Origin of the sequence: Pseudomonas sp. TWP3-1, assembly GCF_049896625.1 — a bacterium.
In the GTDB taxonomy this organism is placed as follows: domain Bacteria; phylum Pseudomonadota; class Gammaproteobacteria; order Pseudomonadales; family Pseudomonadaceae; genus Aquipseudomonas.
In genome coordinates, this window is the sequence record NZ_JAFCUQ010000007.1 from 133,935 (window position 1) to 155,798 (window position 21,864).

Consider the following 21,864-nt stretch of genomic DNA (forward strand, 5'->3'; position numbering starts at 1 on the left):
CCATGGCCGTCTCGATGACGGTCAACCTTACATCAGGTGCGGTGAACAGTCAGGCGCGATTCGCGGGCCTGCCGGGGACGACTGGACGTCAGGAGCCTAAGTGGCAAACACGTAGCAAGCGAGGATACTTTTTACATGTTGACGTTTTTGCGCCGACTTCTGCTGACTGCCGCCGCCATGGGTGTGGTGACCAGTCCGGTTTTTGCCGCCGGCAGCCCATCGCCGGTTTTATACACCAGCCTCGCCCACGCCGCGCCGGAACTCAATCCCCAGGCGCTGAAAGGTGCATTGAATGCCATGCAGTGCGCAATCAACAACGGCGCCCGGCAATCGCAGCACTTGGCGATCATCGATTATTCGCAACCGTCCACCGCCCGCCGGCTGTGGATCTTCGACCTGAAAAAGAAAAAACTGGTGCTGCGCGATCTGGTCGCTCACGGCTCGAATTCCGGGGAAAACTTCGCCACGCAGTTTTCCAATCGTGAAGGCAGTTTTCAGTCGAGCCTCGGCCTGTTCCGCACGCAGGAAAGCTACGAAGGCGCCCACGGTTACTCGCTGCGCATGGACGGTCTGGAACCGGGCTTCAACGACATGGCCCGCGACCGGGCGATTGTGATTCACGCCGCCGACTACGTGAATCCGCTCTGGAGCAAGCGTCAAGGCCGCATCGGCCGCAGTCAGGGTTGCCCGGCGGTGCGTCCGCAGATTGCCAAACAGGTGATCGATCGTTTGAAGAACGGCCAGTTCATGTTCTCGTGGTATCCCGATCAGCGCTGGTTGAAAACCTCGCCGTACCTCAACTGCAAGCCACAGCAGATTGCGAGCATTCTGAGCACTCACGGCAGCTGACACAACGCATAGCCCCTGTAGGAGCTGTCGAGTGCAACGAGGCTGCGATCTTTTGATCTTGTTTTTGAAGATCAAAATCAAAAGATCGTCCGATCGCGGCCCGAGCCTTCGGCAGCTCCTACAGTTTCGAACTGCGGGGTTTCATTACAGATTTGTCATTGAGTTGTCGGTTTACCGAGCGGATCGCTCGGTAGCCTGAAGTTGTTCCGGCGCACTTGCCGGTCAACTTCAACACTTGAGTGACTCATCATGAAAACCCTCATCCTCGCCTTCACCGCCCTCCTCGCCAGCGCTTCGGTGTTCGCGTCATCCATGCCCGACACCGCCGTGATTCAAGATAAAACCGGGTTCTTCGTGCATCTGGATGTCGACAAAGTCCTCTCCAGCACTGATATTTCCCAGGCCTGCGGCGTGATTCCGGCACAGCTCAACTACCTCGACCATCAGGGCCGTGAGCATGTGCTGAACTACCAGGTGCAAGGCAGCGGTTGCACCAATGACCATTGAGGCCCATGCCCATGAATATCCTCGTTGTCGAAGATGAACCCAAGGCCGGCAATTACCTGCTCAACGGTTTGCAGGAATTGGGCTACAGCGTGAGCCTGGCACGCGATGGCGCTGATGGACTGCACTTGGCGCTGGAGCACAGCTTCGACGTGATCGTGCTCGACGTGATGATGCCGAAAATGGATGGTTGGGAAGTCCTGCGGCGGCTGCGCAAGGAAGCCGATACACCGGTGCTGTTTCTGACTGCCCGCGACGACATCGCCGACCGCGTCAAGGGTCTGGAACTGGGCGCCGACGATTACCTGATCAAACCGTTCTCCTTCGCCGAACTGGTGGCGCGTCTGCGCACCCTGACCCGGCGTGGGCCAATCCATGAAGACGAACAGCTGCAAATCGCCGATCTGCAGATCGACGTGCCCAAGCGTCGGGTCAGCCGCGCCGGGGTACGCATCACCCTGACCAACAAGGAATTCGCCTTGCTGCAACTGTTCGCCAGCCACACCGGGCAAGTGCTGTCGCGCTCGCTGATCGCCTCGCGGGTGTGGGACATGAACTTCGACAGCGACACCAATGTTGTGGATGTCGCGGTGCGCCGTTTGCGGGCGAAGATCGACGATCCGTTCACGCTCAAGCTGATTCACAGCGTGCGCGGCATCGGTTACCGCTTCGATACGCAGTCATGAAAGCTGCCGGCAGTTATTCCCTGACGCTGCGCTTGGCGCTGGTGTTCGCCCTGCTCGCGTTCGGCTCGCTGGCCGGTCTCGGCGCGGCGTTGTACAGCGAACTGGAAGAACAATTGATCCGCCGCGATGACATTGCGCTGGTCAGCCGCGTCGATCAGTTGCGCACCTTCCTCAATGACAGCAATACGCTGGAGCTGATCAAGACCAAACCGGCGCTGTTCCAGAACATGCTCGGCAACCGCGAAGCACTGCTGAGCATCGGCACGCCGGGCCAGCCGCCGTTGCTGGTGGTCAACCCGGGCAATCTGGCGATGCCGAACCTGCCCGCGGTGCCGGTCGATCACCCGATGGGACTCAGCGATGTGCAGCATTTACCCAGCGTTAATGGCGTGCCATTTTCCGCGGTGGCGGCGACCATCGATTCTGGCGAGCTGGGCCATCTGCAAGTGCTCACCGGCCGCCTGATGAGCGAACGCACGGCGATGCTCGCCAACTACCGACTCAGCGTTTACGGCCTCGCCTCGCTGGCGGCGCTGATTCTGGCGTTGATTGGTTGTTTGCTGGTGTATCGCGGGCTGCTGCCGTTGCGGCGGATTGCGCAGCATGCGCACGGAATTGGCGTCGGCAACCTCGGTGAGCGCCTCGACAGCCAGGGTACGCCTCGTGAGTTACAACCGATGATCGAAGCGTTCAACGCCATGCTTGATAGGCTGAACAAGGGTTTCGCGCAGTTGAGTCAGGTCTCCACCGACATGGCCCACGAACTGCGCACGCCGATCAATAATCTGCTCGGCGAAACCCAGGTTGCACTGCAACAACATCGCAGCATCGACGCCTATCAGCAGTTGCTCGCCTCCAACGTTGAGGAACTGGAACGCCTGACGCGGATGCTCGACAACATGCTCTTTCTCGCCCGCACCGATCCGGCAAGTGCCTTGAGTCAGCGTCAGGAATTGGTCGCTTTTGATGAGATGCAGCGCATCGCCGACTATTTCGAGGGACTGGCGGCGGATGTCGGGATCAGCATCGAGGCCAGCGGCAGCGGCGTGATCTGGGCTGAGCCGATGCTGTTGAGACGTGCGCTGGCCAACCTGTGCGCCAATGCGATCAAGTACGGTGCGGCGGATTCGATCTTGCAAGTGGAAGCGATTGCCGAGGCGGACGGCAGTTATCTGCGAGTGCGCAACCACGGCGCAACTATTCCCGCCGAACACCTCCCGCGATTGTTCGAGCGTTTCTACCGCGTCGATCAATCCCGCGAACGCTCCGCCCAGTCCAACGGACTTGGCCTGTCGATAGTCGCGACCATCATGCAATTGCACCATGGCCGTTACAGCGTCAGCAGCGCCGAGGGCGTGACCTGCTTCGAACTGTTCTTCCCCGCCCGAACTTAACGTCCACCAAAGAACCCTGTGGGAGCTGGCTTGCCAGCGATGGCGGTGGGTCTGTCAGCAAAAATATCAGCCCTGCAGGCCCCATCGCCGGCAAGCCAGCTCCCACAGTTTTTTCTCGGTGTTGGCGATGACGAGGGCTGCGAGGATTAGCGCCGTGGCGACGCCGAAGGTGATGTGCAAGCCGCTGGCAATCATGCTGGCAGGGGCTTGGGTCGGGTCGTCGGTAGCCCAGGCAAACACTGCACCCATGGCGGCAGCGCCGGTGATCAGCCCGAGATTGCGCACCAGTCCGAGTAGTGCCGATACCAGTCCGCGCTCATCGCGGCTGACATTGGCCATCAACCCGGTGCTATTGGCGGCCTGGAACAGCGCATAGCTCGCAGTGACCAAAGCAATTGGCAGCAAGTAGATGATCAGACCGAGCGACATCGGCAGCAATGCCAGCAACCCACAACCGCCACCCATCCCCAACAGCCCGACCTTAACCATGCGCGGTGCACCAAAGCGATCCACCAACCGCCCGGCCGGGACGCCGCCAAATGCAGCAACCAGCGGCCCGACCGATAACGCCAAACCCATCACAGTCGCCTCCAGCCCGAGCCCAAGCGTCAGGTAAAACGGCCCGACCACCAGCGTGGTCATCACCACCGTCGTCACCAGCAAAGTCATCGTCAGACTCGCGCCGAGCCGCGCATTTTTAAGCAACGACAAACGAATCAATGGCACCGCAACGTTGCTTTCGATGTAAACGAACAGCCCGGCCCCGCACAGGCTGATCAGCAGCAACCACAGACTGTCCTCAAGCGTCAGAGCCAGCGCATACGCCGCCAGGCTCAACACCAGAACCAGCGTGCCCGGGTGATCGAAACGCATCGCCTCCACGCTGATTTGATCCTTCGGCAAATAGCGATAAACCAAAAAAGCATTGAGCAACCCCAACGGCAGATTGATCAGAAAAATCCACGGCCAGCCGAACTGCGCAATCAACAACCCGCCCAACGAAGGCCCCAGCGTGGTACCAACCGCCGACATCGTGCCGAGCAACCCCATGGCACTCCCGGCCCGCGCTTTCGGTACAGCGTCGCCCACCAGCGCCATGGTCAACGCGAGCATGATCGCCGCGCCCAGCCCTTGAACCGCCCGCGCGCCGATCAACCACCAAAGACTTGGCGCCACCGCGCAGCACAACGAAGCAAGCGTGAAAATCCCGATGCCGATCAGCAGTAACCTGCGCCGCCCAAGCAAATCCCCCAAGCGCCCGACGCTGACAATCAACGTGGTGACCGCCAACAAGTACGCGAGCACAATCCATTGCACCTGTTGGAACGATGCATCCAAAGCGGCGGCCAGCATCGGTAGTGCGGCGTTGGCGATGCTGGTGTCGAGCGCCGGCATCAGCATCGACAGGCACAGGCTGATCAATGCCCAACGCGCGGAATTGTTCAAAGTTGTTTGCGACATAAAGTGCTCTCGACACAGGAATGATGAAGAGCAGCCTATGACTCGACAGCACCAGGCGGAAGACGCATGCTTTGCACTCGATACCTGCATGGGACGCCATGTCATGAGCGCACCGGATCTGAACCTGTTGATCACCCTCGACGTATTGTTGCGCGAAGGCAGCGTCGCCCGCGCGGCCGAGCAGTTGCGCCTGAGTCCGTCAGCCATGAGCCGCGCCCTCGCCCGTCTGCGTGAAACCACTGGTGACCCGCTACTGGTTCGCGCGGGTCGCGGGCTGGTGCCAACCCCGCGCGCGCTGGAATTGCGCGAACGCGTCGCGCTGCTGGTGCAACAAGCCGAAGCAGTTTTGCGCCCCGCCGAAGTGCTCGATCTCAAACAGTTGCATCGCACATTTACCCTGCGCAGTAGCGACGGCTTCGTTGAAACCTTCGCCGCCGCCCTGCTCGCGCGCATCGCATCTGACGCGCCAAATGTACGCCTGCGCTTCGTGCAAAAAACCGACAAGGACAGCACGCTGCTGCGCGACGGCCGGGTCGATCTGGAAACCGGCGTGATCAGCGACAACACAGACGACAGCTTGCACAGCCGCATCCTGTTCCGCGACCGATTTATCGGCGTGGTGCGCGAGGGTCATGCATTGAGTGCGGTCAAGCTCAGCGCCAAACGCTACGCCGCCGGCGGACACGTACTTGTGTCACGTCGAGGACGCAACAGCGGGCCAATAGACGAGGCATTGCAGGCACTGGGTTTGACCCGCGACATCGTCACCACCGTCAGCGGTTTTTCCGCCGCACTGGCACTGGTGCGCGATTCGGATCTGATCGCCAGCGTGCCCGAGCGTCACACCGCCAACCTGCGCGCCGGCGTGCACAGTTTCAACCTGCCGCCGCTGTTGCCGGACATCAACGTTTCGATGCTCTGGCACCCGCGCATGGATGCCGATCCGGCGCACCGCTGGCTGCGCAATCTAGTGCGCGAAATCTGCGCCTAACGCGCGTCGCCGTTCTTGGGTTTGTAGAACAGAAACTTGCCGGTCTCGGCAGTTTTGGTGTATTCCCCGGCCCAGCTCGGATGCACGTTACGGTCGTGGAAATATAACGCGCCGCGAGTGCGATCCTTGAGCTGACGGTTCAGTGCCTTGCCGGCGATTTTCTTGGCCAGGGTGTACTCGGCGTCCTCCTTGACCTGGTCCGAGCGGCCGTCGCACCACCAGGAAAACTGGCAGCTCCTGGTTTCCGAACCCTGCTTGACTACCTCGCAAACAGTGCCGGGAAAGCCGTCGTGGCCGAGACGATTCATCACCACGCTGGCCACCGCTTCCATCTCGGGAGTGTTTCGGCCTTTCGCTTCCCAATAAATGCTGCGCGCCAGGCAGGTGATCGGATCGTCCAGCGGCGCGGTGCCGGCCGGGTCGACGGCTTGCACCTCTTTCGGGGTGATGGCTTCGGATTTTGCTGCAGGCGGGGCGTCGGGTTTGTCAGCGGCTTTTTCTTCCAGCACCTGGGCCTTTTCTTCGGCCCTGGCTTTGATTGGCGCTTGATCGGTGGCGCTGGCAGCGCCGGTCAGCAGGGTTAACGCAAGACACACAAGAAAACCGTTCAATCGCATGATCGATTCTTCCGGCAGAGCCCGGTCCGGGCAAGTTGTTACGTGGTTGAGACCCCCGGATTGCGGGGCCTGCGCAGAGTGTAGACGGCAAATACTGACCCAACCTCAAGCGCAAAAATTCCACGTTTCAAGCAAAAAATCCATTGCCCCAAACCGGGGCTTTTCGCGCATCATGGGCGCATTCAGCCCAAGGGAGATTTCCATGCGCTTCATGTCATCCGTTCTGCGATTTGCCGCGTTGTCCGTGGGCCTGGCGTTTGCCGCTTCGGCCATGGCCAGCGACGAATCGCAACTGGTCGAATCGATCAACAACTACCGCAGCCAACCGCAGCGGTGCGGCAGCCAAGCCTCCAACGAGTTGCCGCCACTGTCGGCCGACCCACGGCTGATTCTGTCCGCCAGCGGCGCCGTCGATTTGCAACAGGCGATGGCCCGCGCCAGTTACCCGATGGTCAACGTGCAAGCCATCACCCTCAACGGCCCGCGCGATGCGACGTCGGCGATGAAGGCGATTCAAGAGAGCTTCTGCCAGGTCGTGCTCGATCCGCAGTTCGTCGATGTCGGCGTCAGCCATAACGATCGCGACTGGCGCATCGTGCTCGCGCGGCCGCTGCTGACTGCACGTCTCGGCGATGGTCAAAGTGAGGGGCAGAAATTGCTTGAGCAACTCAACGTCGCGCGCAGTCAGCCGCGTCAGTGCGGCGGCCAGGCATTCGCCGCAACCACACCACTGGCGTGGAACGCAGTGCTCGGTGGCGCCGCCGAAAGCCACAGCCGGGCGATGGCCAACAACAACTTTTTCGACCACAAGGATCGCGACGGCCGCACCCCAGGCGACCGTGCGGAACTGGCCGGTTACAGCGGCCAACTGGTTGGCGAAAACATCGCTGCCGGGCAAGACACCGTGCGCAAAGTGGTCGACGGCTGGCTCGCCAGTCCGGGGCATTGCGCGAATTTGATGAACCCGCAATATCGCGAACTGGGCGCGGCGTATGCGACAGATCCGAAGAGCGACGCGGGGATTTACTGGACCGCGATGTTCGGCGCGCCATAACCCGCAAGCCCCTCACAAGGTATGTGTGCGGTGATTAATCCAGATGAGCCCAGGTCATGCGGAACGATGCCCCGCCCCACGCGGAATCGCCGACCTCAACCTGTCCGCCATGGGACTGCGACACGCGCCGCACCAGCGCCAGCCCCAGCCCGAAACCGCCGGTGCGGCGGTCGCGACTGGCGTCGAGGCGCGAGAACGGCTCAAAGATTTTTTCGCGCCCGTGCAGCGGCACTCCCGGCCCGTCGTCGTTGACCTGCACCACGTAATAATCGCCAGTGCGCACCAATGACACCTCGACGCGCTGCTCGGCATAACGGATCGCGTTGCGCAGCAGATTGATCACGGCGCGCGCCATGAACCGCGGTTCGATGCGTACATGCTCAAGCTCGCAGTCGCAAATCAGCAACTGCACCCCCGCCGCCTCAGCCTCTAGCGCGACACTGCCGACCACGCTGTCGAGCCAATCGGCCGCCTGAATGTTCTCGCGGGTGATCACCGTAGCACCGCGCTCAAGGCTGGCGTAGGTCAACAGTTCGGAAACCATTTCCTCCAGTTCGCCAAGATCGGCGTACATATCGGCGATCAGCTCGCGGTTCTGATTTGGATCAGGTTGCTGCTTGAGCTGGTCGAGTTCGAACGACAAACGTGCAATCGGCGTGCGCAATTCGTGGGACACGGCGTTGGTCAGTTCGCGCTGATTGGCGATCAGGCTTTCGATGCGTGCCGCCATCAAGTTGAAGTGTTCGGCCAGATCGCGGATGTTCGAGCGCCTGGACAGCTGAATGCGCGACGACAGGTCGTTGTCGCCAAAACGCTCGGCGGCCAGCCGCAGTTTCTCCAGATCGCGCCAGTGCGGGCGCACCCAGAAGAACATGACGAAACCGAGCAGTACCGCCAGCATCAGATACGCGCCGACAATGTAGAACGTCATCAGGCTCGGCTCGGGCGGCAGCTTGATGCTCAGCACTTGCGACCCGCCGTCGATGTTGCTGATGAACTGGGTGTAATTGTCACGCGTGACCAACAGCCCTCGGGCCAGTTCGGCTTTTTCCTGTTCATCCAGCGCCAGTTGATCGGCCTCGACCAGACTCAGCGTCAACCCATAATGCGCACGCAGCGCCTCGAGTTGCTGTTCACGCGCAGCGCCTTGCCGATCACGCATGTGCTCAATCAGCGACCAGGCCTGACCACGGACCGCCTCGCGGTTGTAGGCTTTCATCTGATTGTCGAGCAGCGCATTGAAGGTGTGCTCGACCGTCTGTAACGCCAGTACCAGGCCTACCGTCATCACCAGAAACAGCCCGAAAAATAGCCGCAGCATCTACAACTCCCACGCGAACGGATTGAACAGATAACCCTTGCCCCACACGGTCTTGATGCATACCGGTTCGCGCGGATTGTCCTTGAGCTTGTTGCGCAACTTGCTGATGTACACGTCGACGCTGCGATTCAGGCCATCGAAGGCGATGCCGCGCATGCGGTTGAGGATATCGTCGCGCGACAACACTTTGCCGGCGGCGCTCGCCAGCAGCCACAGCAGTTCGAATTCCATGGTGGTCATCTCCACCACTTCGCCGACCAGACGTACTTCGCGACAGCTGCGGTCGATGTTCAACTGGCCGAATTCCAGTGAATTGACTACACCGCTGTCCGGCACCTGGCGCCGTTGCAGTGCGCGCAAACGCGCGAGCAAAACCGGTGGTTTGATCGGTTTGATCACGTAATCGTCGGCGCCGGATTCCAGCCCGAGAATGTGATCAAGGTCGTCCTCTTTGGCGGTAAGGATGACGATTGGCGTATCCGACACGCTGCGAATCTCGCGGCACACGTGCAGGCCGCTTTGCCCCGGCAGCATCAGGTCGAGCACTACCACTTTCGGCTGAAATTCGACAAACGCTGCCACCGCCAGATCGCCGCGATGCACCGTGCGCACTTCGTAGCCGTGCTGTTCGAGAAAATGCGCAATCAGTGTCGCGAGGCGCTCGTCGTCCTCCACCAGCAGGACTTTGCCAAAACCCAGGTTATCCATACCAACCGCCGCCAACTGCTTTTTGAAGTGGCCGACATTATGGCGGCATTCGCGGGCAAGACGTTTAGCGCAGACAGCAAAAACCGGCCGCAGGGGCCGGTTTTCGATGATGTTTCATACTCTTAAGAGTTTTTAACAATCTTAAGCAGGCACACCACTGTGGAAACGGAATTCCACATCCGGCGATTCGATCAATTCCTGCTCGGCAGCGCGCACGCGTTCGATGACTTGCCCGATGTCCTTGGCGTCACCGTACTGATAAGCGAGTTTCAGGTAACCCTGATAATGCCGCGCTTCGCTTTTCAGCAGACCAAAGTAGAACTTGCCGAGTTCTTCATCCAGATGCGGCACCAGCGCTTCGAAGCGCTCGCAACTGCGTGCTTCGATGAAAGCGCCGACCACCAGCGTATCGACCAGTTTCACCGGCTCGTGGCTGCGCACGACTTTGCGCAGGCTTGAGGCGTAACGGCCGGCGTGCAATTGGCGCAGCTCGATCTTGCGCCGTTTCATGATGCGCATGACCTGTTCGTGGTGCACCAGCTCTTCCCGGGCCAGACGCGACATCATGTTGATCAGATCGACGTGGGAGTGGTACTTGGCGATCAGGCTCAACGCGGTGCTGGCGGCCTTGAACTCGCAGTTCTTGTGGTCGATCAGCAGGGTTTCCTGGTCGGCCAGTGCGGCTTGCACCCAGGCATCAGGCGTGCGGCAACCAAGGAATTCGTGGATTTCGGGAAAGATCATGGGGCTCACGGCTAAAGGTGTTCGAGCGAAGGGCGCCGATTATACCGGCCTGCCCGCAGACCACCAGCCGCCCGCGTTGATATGCATCAACTCGCGGGCACGGGCGCAGCAACTATAGTTGTGCAACGCCGTGTTTTTTCTTTGCTGGAGACTCCGCTCATGCAAGCCATTCGCAGCATTCTGGTGGTCATCGAACCCGAACACGCCGAGAGCCTGGCGCTCAAGCGCGCCAAGCTGATCGCCGGGGTGACCTCAGCCCATTTGCACCTGCTGGTGTGCGACAAGAAGCACGACCATGCCGGCATGCTCGGCGTGCTCAAATCGGCGCTGCTGGCGGATGGTTACAGCGTGACCACCGAGCAGGCGTGGAACGAGAGCCTGCATGAAACCATCGTTGACGTGCAGCAGGCCGAGGGTTGCGGGCTGGTGATCAAACAGCATTTCCCCGACAGCGCGCTGAAAAAAGCCCTGCTGACCCCGGCGGACTGGAAGCTGTTGCGGCACTGCCCTACCCCGGTTTTGCTGGTGAAAACTTCTGGTTCGTGGAAAGACAAGGTAATTCTGGCCGCAGTCGATGTGGGCAATACCGATGGCGAACACCGCCATTTGCATGCCGGGATCATCGATCATGGCTTTGACATTGCGGCTCTGGCCAAGGGGCATTTGCATGTGATTGCCGCTCATCCTTCCCCGATGCTCTCGGCCGCTGACCCTGCATTGCAGTTGAGTGAAACCATCGAGGCGCGATATCGCGAGCAATGTCGGGCGTTTCAGGCCGAGTTTGATATTGATGATGCACGCCTGCACATCGAGGAAGGCCCGGCGGATGTGTTGATACCGTTCATGGCGCACAAGCTGCAAGCGGCGGTGACGGTGATTGGTACGGTGGCGCGCACCGGTTTGTCTGGCGCGTTGATCGGCAATACTGCCGAGGTCGTGCTGGATGCGCTGGAGAGCGATGTGCTGGTGCTCAAACCGCAGGAGGTTGAGGATCATCTGGTGGAATTGGCGGTGAAGCATTGAGAGATGTGAAGTCTATTCGGGCGCCATCGCTGGCAAGCCAGCTCCCACAGTGATTGTGTGATGCTCTCTGTTGAGGACACACCGAGAACCCTGTGGGAGCTGGCTTGCCAGCGATAGCGGTCAATCAGGCGCCGAAGGCATCTCTGAGGAAACCGGGAGCGATGTAACGCTGATAATGCGCTTCCGACAGCAGGAAAAATTCCCGATCAATGGCATCGCGCAATTCCGGCAGATTCCACTCGCGAAACTCCGGCAGCAACACCATTCCGTAGGCTTCCAGATTAATGATCACCCGCGCCCCCCGGGCGATCAGCTGATACGCCCAGCAATACTCAGACTGATGCGGCACGAAGCGGATCTTGCGCTGTTCAAGCTGCTGACGCAGCAGATCGCGGTCGAACACCTCGACCTTGCTCTCCATGACTTGTGACAGCAGTTGCTCCAGACGCAGCCACACCGCGCGCTTTTCCTCCTCGTTGTAACCATTCCAGTTGATCACTTCGTGGTGAAAACGCTTGCAGCCACGGCACACCAGATCACCGTAAACGGTGGAGCAGAGGCCGACGCAGGGGGTCTTGATGGTCTGATTGGGCATAAATAGGCAAAACACTGCAACGCGGAACAGGCCGGCATGTTAGCCCTTTGTCGGGCATTGATCACCCCTCAAACATCAGGGCTTAGCGCACAAAACGGACATTGCCGCGCCGACGCGGCCCGCCACCAAAGTCCAATAGCGCGCGACTTACCTTTAAATTTTTTTTGCCGTAGAATCAGCCAGCCTTTTAAGGCGCAAATGTCCGTTAGAAGCTGTTTTCAAAGCGTCACGAGCACAGTCGTTCCTTCAGAACGGTGTTGGCGAAGGGTTTTTCCAGCGGGGAAAAATCCGACGCCAACCCTCATCAGCTCCACGTTCTGCAGGCGTAAAACTTTGAAAGCAGCTTCTGTAAGGAATGCCCGGTAATTCTGGCCAAGCGGCGCACAACGCCGCGCGGCGCATGAGTACGTGCATTTCGCGACGAGCGTCCCGGACACCCATTTGGGACCACTGATGAGGGTAATAACTGTGCTTGAAGCCTACCGCAAACATATCGAAGAGCGTGCAGCACTGGGTATTGTTCCCCAGCCGCTTAACGCCGAACAAACAGCCGGCCTGGTCGAGCTGTTGAAGAATCCTCCGGCTGGCGAAGAAGCTTTCCTCGTTGACCTGATCACCAATCGCATTCCGCCAGGCGTGGACGAAGCGGCCTACGTCAAGGCCGGCTTCCTGTCTGCTCTGGCCAAGGGCGAAGTCTCCTCCCCTCTGCTGGACAAAAAGCGCGCTGTAGAGCTGCTCGGCACCATGCAGGGCGGCTACAACATCGTGACCCTGGTTGACCTGCTGGACGATGCCGAACTGGCACCAGTCGCTGCCGCGCAACTCAAGCACACCCTGCTGATGTTCGACGCGTTCCACGACGTGGCCGAAAAAGCCAAGAACGGCAACGCTCACGCTCAAGGCGTGCTGCAGTCCTGGGCTGACGGCGAGTGGTTCAAGAACCGTCCGACCCTGGCCGACAAGATCAGCCTGCGCGTATTCAAGGTCACCGGCGAAACCAACACCGACGACCTGTCGCCGGCGCCGGATGCCTGGTCGCGTCCTGACATCCCGCTGCACGCCCTGGCCATGCTGAAAATGGCTCGTGACGGCATCGTGCCTGATCAGCAAGGCGCCATCGGCCCGATGAAGCAGATCGAGGAAATGCGCGGTCAAGGCTTCCCGATCGCCTACGTCGGTGACGTGGTCGGTACTGGTTCGTCGCGTAAATCGGCCACCAACTCGGTACTGTGGTTCTTCGGCGACGACGTGCCTTTCGTTCCGAACAAGCGTGCCGGCGGTTTCTGCTTCGGCAGCAAGATCGCTCCAATCTTCTACAACACCATGGAAGATGCCGGCGCACTGCCAATCGAATTCGACGTTTCCAACATGCACATGGGCGACGTGATCGACCTGTACCCGCATGCTGGCAAAGTCTGCAAACACGGTACCGACGAAGTCCTGACCACCTTCGAAATGAAGACTCCGGTGCTGTTGGACGAAGTCCGTGCTGGCGGCCGTATTCCGCTGATCATCGGCCGTGGCCTGACCGAGAAGGCTCGCGCCGAGCTGGGTCTGCCACCGTTCGACCTGTTCAAGAAGCCGGATGCTCCAATTGAAAGCACCAAGGGTTTCACCCTGGCGCAGAAAATGGTCGGCAAGGCTTGCGGTCTGGCAGAAGGCAAAGGCGTTCGTCCTGGCACCTACTGCGAACCGAAGATGACCACCGTAGGTTCTCAGGACACCACCGGTCCAATGACCCGTGACGAACTGAAAGACCTGGCGTGCCTGGGCTTCTCCGCTGATCTGGTGATGCAGTCGTTCTGCCACACCGCGGCTTATCCAAAGCCGATCGACGTGACCACCCACCACACCCTGCCTGACTTCATCATGACCCGCGGCGGCGTTTCCCTGCGTCCGGGCGACGGCATCATCCACTCGTGGCTGAACCGCATGCTGCTGCCGGACACCGTCGGTACCGGTGGTGACTCGCACACCCGTTTCCCGATGGGCATCTCGTTCCCGGCCGGTTCCGGTCTGGTCGCGTTCGCCGCTGCCACCGGCGTTATGCCGCTGGACATGCCGGAATCGATTCTGGTGCGTTTCAAAGGCAAGATGAAACCTGGCATCACCCTGCGTGACCTGGTGCATGCGATTCCTTACTTCGCCATCCAGAACGGTCTGCTGACCGTCGAGAAGAAAGGCAAGAAAAACGCCTTCTCCGGCCGCATTCTGGAAATCGAAGGCCTGGAAGGCCTGACGCTGGAACAGGCTTTCGAGCTGTCCGACGCGTCGGCTGAACGTTCGGCTGCAGGTTGCACCATCAAGCTGTCGAAAGAGTCGATCACCGAGTACCTGAACTCGAACATCACCCTGCTGCGCTGGATGATCGGCGAAGGCTACGGCGATGCGCGTACTCTGGAACGTCGCGCTCAAGCGATGGAAGCCTGGGTTGCCAACCCGGAACTGATGGAAGCCGATGCCGACGCCGAATACGCCGAAGTCATCGAAATCGATCTGGCCGACATCAACGAGCCTGTGCTCTGCGCGCCAAACGATCCGGACGACGCCCGTCTGCTGTCCAGCGTTGCTGGCGAGAAGATCGACGAAGTGTTCATCGGTTCGTGCATGACCAACATCGGTCACTTCCGCGCTGCCGGCAAGTTGCTGGAACAGGTCAAAGGTCAGCTGCCAACCCGTCTGTGGCTGTCGCCGCCGACCAAGATGGACGCTCACCAACTGACCGAAGAAGGCTACTACGGCATCTACGGCAAGGCTGGCGCGCGCATGGAAATGCCGGGCTGCTCGCTGTGCATGGGTAACCAGGCACGCGTAGAGCCGAACGCGACCGTGGTGTCGACTTCGACCCGTAACTTCCCGAACCGTCTGGGCGACGGCGCGAACGTCTACCTGGCTTCGGCCGAGCTGGCGTCCGTGGCTTCGATCCTGGGTCGCCTGCCGACCGTCGAGGAGTACATGGAATACGCTGGCAAGATCGACAGCATGGCGGCCGACGTTTACCGCTACCTGTCCTTCGACCAGATCGCCGAGTTCCGTGAAGCTGCTGCGAACGCCAACATCCCGGTCGTTCAAGCCTAACGCTACAACGCCATAAAAAACGCCGCCCATCGTGAGATGAGCGGCGTTTTTTTTATGCCTGCTGGAAAGTCGCCGCCTGCTCCGGCCGCATCGCTGGCAAGTCGAATCGTCGCACCGCAGCTCCCACAGGTTGGAGATCCACCCAAAAACCGCACTTCGCTTCTCACCACTCAACACAATGAGCGTTAGCTCGAGTGCAGCTCTTGATCACAAGCGCCCGTCGGCAGGCTGAGTGGAGGGATTGATCCGGGGGTGGGAGCGCAGCGACCGTTTGGCGCAGCCAAACACATCGAGAGGAGGTGCAGCGCAGCAAACCGGAGGCGATGCGCCCGGAACAATCCCGGAGCGAAGGAACCCGAGCCACAGCGAGGGCCGAACGTCAGGGTAAAGCCTTTTTGGTTACTTTTTCGGCGTCTGGAAAAAGTGACCCGCCGTCAGGGCGGAACCCCAAGAAGCCATCACCGCAGCAATGGATATGTACTCAGCCAGAAAAAAACCATCGCCCGCACCGAAGCCACCACAGATAAAAACAGGCGTAAAAAAGGCCGACCTGCGATGCAGATCGGCCTTTCTTGATTCGCCAGATCAGACCAAAACTTGCGCCTGTCAGTTAAGCAGTCAGCGAGTAAATCAACGCAGAAATCGCCACCAGACCAACTGCGGTGACAAACACGTTCGATGCCTGGCCGCGATAGCGGGCCATCGCCGGCACTTTGCGGATGGCGTACATCGGCATCAGGAACAGGATCGCCGCGATCACCGGGCCACCCACGGTTTCGATCATGCCGAGGATGCTCGGGTTGAGCGTGGCAACGATCCAGCACACTACCAGCATGAACGCCGCCACAATGCGATCCAGCGCCTTGGCACTTGGACGCTTGCCACTTTTGACGATCAGGCCTTTCAAGCCTTCGCTGGCACCGATGTAGTGACCGAGGAACGACTTGGAGATCGCCACGAACGCAATCAACGGCGCGGCGAACGCGATGGTCGGGTTACTGAAGTGGTTGGCCAGGTACGACAGGATCGACAGGTTCTGCGCCTTGGCTTCGGCCAGTTGCTCTGGCGTCAGGGTCAGTACACAGCTGAAAACGAAGAACAGCACCATTCCGACCATCAGCAAGTGCGCCCGGCAGAGGATCTGCGAGCTGCGCTCTTGGGCGTGGACGCCGTAGCGGCGCTTCTGATCAACCGCAAACGCCGAGATGATCGGCGAGTGGTTGAACGAGAAGACCATCACCGGAATCGCCAGCCACAGCGTGTGCAGCAGCGCGGACGGCGCCGGCACTTGCGAAACGGTGCTGAGGATGCCGCCGTTCCAGTGCGGAATCAGGTACACCGCCAGAAACAGCAGCGCGACGATAAACGGATACACCATCAGGCTCATGGCCTTGACGATTACCTGCTCACCGCAACGCACCACGGCCAGCAAACCGAGAATCAGCGCAAACGACAGCAACGCGCGCGGTGGCGGCGTGATGTGCAGTTGGTGTTCGAGGAAACTGGCGACCGTGTTGGTCAGGCCGACGCTATAGATCAGCAGGATCGGGAAGATCGCGAAGAAGTACAGCAAAGTGATCAGCGCACCGGCCTTGATGCCGAAATGTTGCTCCACCACTTCCGTGATGTCGGCGCCTTCGCGACCGGAGAGCACGAAGCGGGTCAGACCGCGGTGTGCGTAGAAGGTCATGGGGAATGCCAACAGCGCCAGAATCACCAGCGGCCAAAAGCCTCCAAGACCCGCATTGATCGGCAAAAACAGGGTGCCGGCGCCGATGGCCGTCCCGAACAGTCCCAACATCCAGGTAGTGTCATGGCGATTCCAGCTCGACAGTTCAGCTGGTGCTGCCGCTTCATAGCGTTCGTCGACGCTATTGGCCTGATCATTCATCCGGTCGGATCTCCGCATTCCGGTCACTTGCCACTCGGTCAGGACGCGTCGGAAAAAACCGACAGACATGCTCCGGCCGAAACAGGGGCGCGATTCTCCGTGATAAATCAGCAGAAGCAAAGACTTAGCTGAGGAATGGTTGTGCGGTGCAGATCGGAGGGGGGTCGTTTTTGGTGAATTAGATGTCGGCCAAGGATACGTATATCGTCGTTTTCTGACACGTTGCAGCGCCACGCTTGCTCATCAGGCGCGATCAGAATGATCGGCCCAACATGAAGCCAAGGCAAACGCAAAACATGCCGAAACCTAACAGCACCCAAAATCTAGACATGTTCTCCTTGTCTTCGAGGCGCATTGCCTGGACATACTCCTCGAGCTCTCGATCCATTTGCTCTCCACGAGCTTTAACGTCATAGGTACTCATTTTGATTATTCCTCTTCAGGTTATGGGGCTGACTAGTGGTGAGTTGCGAATGCTTCAAAATTTGAGTGCAAGTCCTGCTACAGCGACAAGTGCGACTACCCATCCGCCCATTACCGCGAATGGATATAAATTCGTCTCCCATCTCAGCTTTCTTTCTTCCGTCAGAAGCTTCTTCGTCTCAACCGCGATTTTCCGCACTTCTTTTTGTAGCCTCTCGAGTTCCAGATTTTCACGATCATCCTGAAGCATTGGCCTTCCTTGGCTTTGAGTTACCGCTCGGCCGGCGATTCCATCCTGGACCGCACTGCCCTTTCCACCCGGTAATAATTTCGTATTCATCACCCGAAGACTAGCGGGTAAATCCATCAACGTGCGTAGGCAAAATCCGTGCTTTGTGTAAGCACGCTCCGAGGACAACCACTAGCGAAACTTCCGACAAACATTCCAGACCAAACGGCCTTTCAATTCAGCCTGAATACGCAACGGGGCATTCGGCTGGGAGATGTGTTCATCGATCTGGTGGAAGTGAAGAAACAGAATTGGTCGTTCGGCAACGGCATCACCCAATACGCCAGTTGACACGTGCGTGACGCCGCCAGCATGATCGGCCCCATGAACATTTGCGCGCTGAACCTCACCCGTACCACCACGACCGCCACCGGCGGGTCGTGGTGTTGCTGCCTGAGGTAAAACCAGCGCAGCAAACCCAAGGCCCCGCCAGCAATGGACGGGGCCTTGTTGTTTCTCCCGTCCGTGCGGCAGTTGTGGCTATTCCCCCGCTCGTCACTCAAGGAGAAACACCATGTCCGCAGCATTGTTGATCATCGATATGCAGATCGGCCTGCTCCAATGGCCGGAAAAGCCTTTCGAGGTCGAACGCGTTCTCGCCAACATCCAGCACTTGATCGCGCAGGCACGCGAAAAAAATGTGCCGATCTTCGCGGTGCGCCACACAGGCCCGCAGAACTCGCCAATTGCCGCTGGCAGCCCGCTATGGCAATTGCTGCCGGAGCTGAATCTGAACGCTGAAGTCGACAGCCTTTTCGACAAGTTCCGCCCCAATGCCTTTCACGGCACAGCACTCGAACAGCAACTCAAAGCAGCGCAGGTCGATGACCTGTATATCGTCGGCATGAAAAGCCAGTTCTGCATCGACAGCACCTGCCGCACCGCCGCTGACCTGGGCTTCAAGCCGTTGCTGGTTGCCGATGCCCACACTTGCATGGACACCCCCGCGCTGTCCGCTCGGGCAATCATCGAACATCACAATGCTACCCTCGGTGCAGCCTTCGCCCGGTTGATCAACAGCGCCGATGTTGTCTTCTGACGAACCGCCGAGGCGCTCCCCGCATCAGCTCCTACACTGCCTGATGCGGGTCAGCGGCCACCATTGCCAAACCGCTGTGCAATCAGCACTCTGACATGACTTACGCGACCGAACCGCCATATATTTCAGGAGCCGCGCAATGCCCGCAACCGTTCTGGTACTGGTTGAAACCATCAATGACTACCTGCCGATTCTGGAGCGACAGGGCTTTCACCTGATCCTCGCGCCGACTCCCGCCGAGCGTGCCCAGGCTATCGCCACTCACGGCGCGCGGATCGATGCGGTGCTGACCCGTGGTCCGCTGGGTTTGTACGCCGAAGAAATCGCCGCGCTGCCGGCCTTGAAAATCATCACGGTGATTGGCGCCGGTTACGAGCAGGTCGACCTGCAAGCTGCCAGCGACCGAGGGATCACCGTGACCAACGGCGCCGGGGTCAACGCATCTTCGGTGGCCGATCACGCGATGGCCATGTTGCTGGCGCTGGTCCGCGACATTCCGCGTTGCGATGCGGCCGTTCGCCGTGGCGAGTGGCCAAAAATCATGCGCCCGTCGCTGGCCGGCAAGCATTTGGGGATTCTCGGGCTCGGCGCGGTAGGCATGGCCATCGCCAAACGCGCCAACCTGGGGTTTGACATGCAGATCAGCTACCACAGCCGCAGATTGGCCAGCGATGTGCCTTACACATTCTGCTCGACCCCGACCGAGCTGGCGCGCACCGCCGACTTTCTGATCATTGCCACACCAGGCGGACTGGGAACCAAACATCTGGTCAACCGCGCCGTGCTCGACGCGCTCGGTCCGGAAGGTTTCATCGTCAACATCGCCCGCGCCAGCGTGATTGCCACGGCAGATTTGATCGCGGCACTGGAACATCGAAAAATCGCCGGCGCCGCACTCGATGTATTCGACCACGAGCCGCAGGTACCGGATTCACTGAAAGCCCTGAGCAACGTACTTTTAACGCCGCATGTGGCCGGCCTGTCACCCGAAGCCACCCAAGGCACGGTGGAACTGGTGGGCAAAAATCTGGTGGCGTTCTTCAGCGGGGAAGCGGTGCTGACTCCATTGGAACTACCGCCGAAGCTTGGCGAAGAACGCGTGCACTAGCCTCATTGGTAGCGTCAGCAGACGCTGCCGTCCGCGCTGGTCCCAGCCTATTCGAAACGCTGATTATCCGGCAACACGCTAACCTATAAGACCGCAGCGCGCTTGTGGCCGCCCCGGCGCGCCATTAGATTAGCCAATGATGTCTGGCCTCCAAAATAAGCAGAAGGGATAAGCATGGCGCTTACTGACCAGTCCACCCGTATCCGCTCCGGCGAAGAACTCGATGCCAGCCTGATTGATCCGTACCTCAAGGCGCACATTCCGGGCCTCAGCGGTACGCCGCAGATCAGCCAGTTTCCCGGCGGCGCGTCGAACCTGACGTACCTGCTGGAATACCCGGAACAGGAGTTCGTCCTGCGCCGTCCGCCGTTCGGCCACAAGGCCAAGTCCGCCCACGACATGGGCCGCGAATTTCGCATCCTCAATCAATTGCGCGACGGCTTTCCTTACTGCCCGAAAGCCTACGTGCACTGCACCGATGAATCGGTGATCGGCGCCGAGTTCTACGTGATGGAACGCGTCAACGGCATCATCCTGCGCTCGGAACTGCCGGCGGAACTGGGCTTTGATTCAGCCAGGACCGAAGCCCTGTGCAAGAGCTTCATCGACAAGTTCGTCGAACTGCACCGCGTCGATTACAACGCCTGCGGCCTCGGTGATCTGGGCAAGCCCGAAGGCTACGTCGCCCGTCAGATCAAAGGCTGGAGCGAACGCTACGAGAAAGCCCTGACCCCCGACGCGCCACAGTGGCAAGCGGTCAAAGCCTGGCTCAACGACAAGATGCCGGCCGATCACCCGACATCGAGCATCGTGCACAACGACTACCGCTTCGACAACGTGATCCTCGACCCGCACAACCCGATGCAGATCATCGGCGTGCTCGACTGGGAACTGACCACTCTCGGTGATCCGCTGATGGATCTGGGCAACACCCTCGCCTACTGGATCCAGGCCGACGACCCGGCGCCGGTGCAACTGATGCGCCGCCAGCCGAGCCACGCCCCGGGCATGCTCACCCGCCGCGAGTTCGTCGATTACTACGCCGAACGCGCCGGGATCCAGATCGACAATTTCGACTTCTACTACACCTACGGCCTGTTCCGCCTGGCCGGGATCGTGCAGCAGATCTACTACCGCTTCTACCACGGCCAGACCCAGGACAAACGCTTCGCGCAGTTCATTCACATGAACAAACTGCTGGAGCAGATGAGCCTGCAGGTCATCCAGAAATCCACGCTCTGATCGCACGCCTCATAACAAGACTCTTTCAAGGGGATAGCATGTCCAAGACTCAGTTGTTCGACCTCGACGGCAAGATCGCTTTCGTCTCCGGCGCCAGCCGTGGCATTGGTGAAGCCATCGCCAAACTGCTGGCCCAGCAAGGCGCACACGTGATCGTGTCGAGCCGCAAACTCGACGGCTGCCAGCACGTGGCCGACGCGATCATCGCGGCGGGCGGCAAGGCCACCGCGGTCGCTTGCCACATTGGCGAGATGGAACAGATCAGCCAGGTATTCGCCGGGATCAAGGAACAGTTCGGCCGTCTGGACATTCTGGTCAACAACGCGGCGACCAACCCGCAATTCTGCAACGTGCTCGACACCGATCTGAGCGCCTTTCAGAAAACCGTCGACGTGAACATCCGTGGCTACTTCTTCATGTCGGTCGAAGCCGGCAAGCTGATGCGCGAGAACGGTGGCGGCAGCATCATCAACGTCGCCTCGATCAACGGTATTTCGCCGGGGATCTTCCAGGGCATCTATTCGGTGACCAAGGCTGCGGTGATCAACATGACCAAAGTCTTCGCCAAGGAATGCGCGCAATTCGGCATCCGCTGCAACGCTTTGCTGCCGGGTTTGACCGACACCAAGTTCGCTTCCGCGCTGGTGAAAAACGACGCAATCCTCAAGCAAGCGCTGGCGCAGATCCCGCTCAAGCGCGTGGCTGATCCGAGTGAAATGGCCGGCGCGGTGTTGTTCCTGGCGAGTGATGCGTCGAGCTACACCACCGGTGTTTCGCTGAATGTGGACGGCGGCTTCCTGTCCTGACTGCGCCCCGTATAGGAGCTGACGAGTGAAACGAGGCTGCG

20 protein-coding genes and 1 pseudogene are annotated in these 21,864 nt (G+C 59.7%); 13 read left to right on the plus strand and 8 right to left on the minus strand.

Translation table 11 applies throughout. The annotated features are described in order from the left end of the window. The first annotated feature begins 135 nt into the window (after positions 1-135). From ACP7BN_RS12170 to ACP7BN_RS12185, 4 genes are all read left to right on the plus strand, one after another. The gene (locus tag ACP7BN_RS12170; protein WP_426204342.1) at positions 136-849 is read left to right on the plus strand and encodes a murein L,D-transpeptidase catalytic domain family protein; all 714 of its coding nucleotides are present in this window, start codon (positions 136-138) and stop codon (positions 847-849) included. A gap of 249 nt (positions 850-1,098) precedes the next feature. Further along, on the plus strand, positions 1,099-1,356 hold the full coding sequence (locus ACP7BN_RS12175; protein ID WP_426204344.1) for a DUF2790 domain-containing protein: 258 nt from the start codon (positions 1,099-1,101) through the stop codon (positions 1,354-1,356). Positions 1,357-1,367: 11 nt separating this feature from the next. Beyond that, positions 1,368-2,039, plus strand: coding sequence for a heavy metal response regulator transcription factor (locus ACP7BN_RS12180; protein WP_420649622.1), 672 nt, complete (start codon positions 1,368-1,370; stop codon positions 2,037-2,039). Then, positions 2,036-3,433 carry a heavy metal sensor histidine kinase gene (locus tag ACP7BN_RS12185; RefSeq protein ID WP_426204346.1) on the plus strand — a complete coding sequence of 466 codons (1,398 nt, stop codon included), beginning with the start codon at positions 2,036-2,038 and terminating at the stop codon, positions 3,431-3,433. The genes ACP7BN_RS12180 and ACP7BN_RS12185 overlap by 4 nt, the downstream gene beginning before the upstream one ends. Before the next feature lie 66 nt (positions 3,434-3,499). Here the strand turns inward: ACP7BN_RS12185 and ACP7BN_RS12190 are convergent, their stop codons facing one another. Further along, positions 3,500-4,894: an MFS transporter gene (locus ACP7BN_RS12190; RefSeq protein WP_426204348.1), complete on the minus strand. Its 1,395-nt coding sequence runs from the start codon at positions 4,892-4,894 to the stop codon at positions 3,500-3,502. Between the two features lie 103 nt (positions 4,895-4,997). On the opposite strand from ACP7BN_RS12190, the gene ACP7BN_RS12195 reads away from it, so the two are divergent. After that, positions 4,998-5,885 carry a LysR family transcriptional regulator gene (locus tag ACP7BN_RS12195; RefSeq protein WP_426204519.1) on the plus strand — a complete coding sequence of 296 codons (888 nt, stop codon included), beginning with the start codon at positions 4,998-5,000 and terminating at the stop codon, positions 5,883-5,885. On the opposite strand, the gene ACP7BN_RS12200 is transcribed toward ACP7BN_RS12195, so the two are convergent. Continuing rightward, positions 5,882-6,502: a cell wall hydrolase gene (locus tag ACP7BN_RS12200; protein WP_426204350.1), complete on the minus strand. Its 621-nt coding sequence runs from the start codon at positions 6,500-6,502 to the stop codon at positions 5,882-5,884. The genes ACP7BN_RS12195 and ACP7BN_RS12200 overlap by 4 nt on opposite strands. 202 nt (positions 6,503-6,704) lie before the next feature. On the opposite strand from ACP7BN_RS12200, the gene ACP7BN_RS12205 reads away from it, so the two are divergent. Further along, the gene (locus ACP7BN_RS12205) at positions 6,705-7,556 is read left to right on the plus strand and encodes a CAP domain-containing protein (RefSeq protein WP_426204352.1); all 852 of its coding nucleotides are present in this window, start codon (positions 6,705-6,707) and stop codon (positions 7,554-7,556) included. A gap of 34 nt (positions 7,557-7,590) precedes the next feature. Here the strand turns inward: ACP7BN_RS12205 and ACP7BN_RS12210 are convergent, their stop codons facing one another. The 3 genes from ACP7BN_RS12210 to ACP7BN_RS12220 all read right to left on the minus strand — a co-directional run bounded on the left by ACP7BN_RS12210 (position 7,591) and on the right by ACP7BN_RS12220 (position 10,329). Further along, a complete protein-coding gene (locus ACP7BN_RS12210) occupies positions 7,591-8,877 on the minus strand; it encodes an ATP-binding protein (protein ID WP_426204355.1) in 1,287 nt (428 codons plus the stop codon). After that, the gene (locus ACP7BN_RS12215; protein WP_420649616.1) at positions 8,878-9,585 is read right to left on the minus strand and encodes a response regulator; all 708 of its coding nucleotides are present in this window, start codon (positions 9,583-9,585) and stop codon (positions 8,878-8,880) included. 141 nt (positions 9,586-9,726) lie between these two features. Further along, a complete protein-coding gene (locus ACP7BN_RS12220; protein WP_426204357.1) occupies positions 9,727-10,329 on the minus strand; it encodes a tRNA-(ms[2]io[6]A)-hydroxylase in 603 nt (200 codons plus the stop codon). A 159-nt stretch (positions 10,330-10,488) separates the two neighbouring features. Between ACP7BN_RS12220 and ACP7BN_RS12225 the strand changes: the two genes are divergently transcribed. After that, positions 10,489-11,352, plus strand: coding sequence for a universal stress protein (locus ACP7BN_RS12225; RefSeq protein ID WP_420649615.1), 864 nt, complete (start codon positions 10,489-10,491; stop codon positions 11,350-11,352). A 124-nt stretch (positions 11,353-11,476) separates the two neighbouring features. Here ACP7BN_RS12225 and ACP7BN_RS12230 read toward each other — a convergent pair whose 3' ends face one another. Continuing rightward, entirely contained in the window at positions 11,477-11,947 is a 471-nt protein-coding gene (locus ACP7BN_RS12230; protein ID WP_420649614.1) for a DUF1289 domain-containing protein, read from the minus strand. A gap of 468 nt (positions 11,948-12,415) precedes the next feature. Here ACP7BN_RS12230 and acnB point away from each other — a divergent pair, with 468 nt between their 5' ends. Continuing rightward, a complete protein-coding gene (gene acnB, locus ACP7BN_RS12235; protein WP_426204521.1) occupies positions 12,416-15,025 on the plus strand; it encodes a bifunctional aconitate hydratase 2/2-methylisocitrate dehydratase in 2,610 nt (869 codons plus the stop codon). Positions 15,026-15,635: 610 nt separating this feature from the next. Here acnB and ACP7BN_RS12240 read toward each other — a convergent pair. Beyond that, complete coding sequence (locus ACP7BN_RS12240; RefSeq protein ID WP_426204359.1) at positions 15,636-16,916, minus strand: HAAAP family serine/threonine permease; 1,281 nt, start codon at positions 16,914-16,916, stop codon at positions 15,636-15,638. Positions 16,917-17,394: 478 nt separating this feature from the next. Next, positions 17,395-17,589, minus strand: coding sequence for a hypothetical protein (locus ACP7BN_RS12245; protein WP_426204361.1), 195 nt, complete (start codon positions 17,587-17,589; stop codon positions 17,395-17,397). A 243-nt stretch (positions 17,590-17,832) separates the two neighbouring features. On the opposite strand from ACP7BN_RS12245, the pseudogene ACP7BN_RS12250 reads away from it, so the two are divergent. From ACP7BN_RS12250 to ACP7BN_RS12270, 5 genes and pseudogenes are all read left to right on the plus strand, one after another. Then, positions 17,833-17,919: pseudogene (locus ACP7BN_RS12250) on the plus strand (tautomerase family protein); the annotation flags it as partial. A gap of 223 nt (positions 17,920-18,142) precedes the next feature. After that, positions 18,143-18,667: a cysteine hydrolase family protein gene (locus ACP7BN_RS12255; RefSeq protein WP_426204363.1), complete on the plus strand. Its 525-nt coding sequence runs from the start codon at positions 18,143-18,145 to the stop codon at positions 18,665-18,667. 139 nt (positions 18,668-18,806) lie between these two features. After that, the gene (locus tag ACP7BN_RS12260; protein ID WP_420651257.1) at positions 18,807-19,775 is read left to right on the plus strand and encodes a 2-hydroxyacid dehydrogenase; all 969 of its coding nucleotides are present in this window, start codon (positions 18,807-18,809) and stop codon (positions 19,773-19,775) included. A gap of 174 nt (positions 19,776-19,949) precedes the next feature. Continuing rightward, on the plus strand, positions 19,950-21,017 hold the full coding sequence (locus ACP7BN_RS12265) for a phosphotransferase family protein (protein ID WP_426204365.1): 1,068 nt from the start codon (positions 19,950-19,952) through the stop codon (positions 21,015-21,017). A gap of 38 nt (positions 21,018-21,055) precedes the next feature. Beyond that, positions 21,056-21,823: an SDR family oxidoreductase gene (locus tag ACP7BN_RS12270; RefSeq protein ID WP_426204367.1), complete on the plus strand. Its 768-nt coding sequence runs from the start codon at positions 21,056-21,058 to the stop codon at positions 21,821-21,823. Positions 21,824-21,864 lie beyond the last annotated feature (41 nt).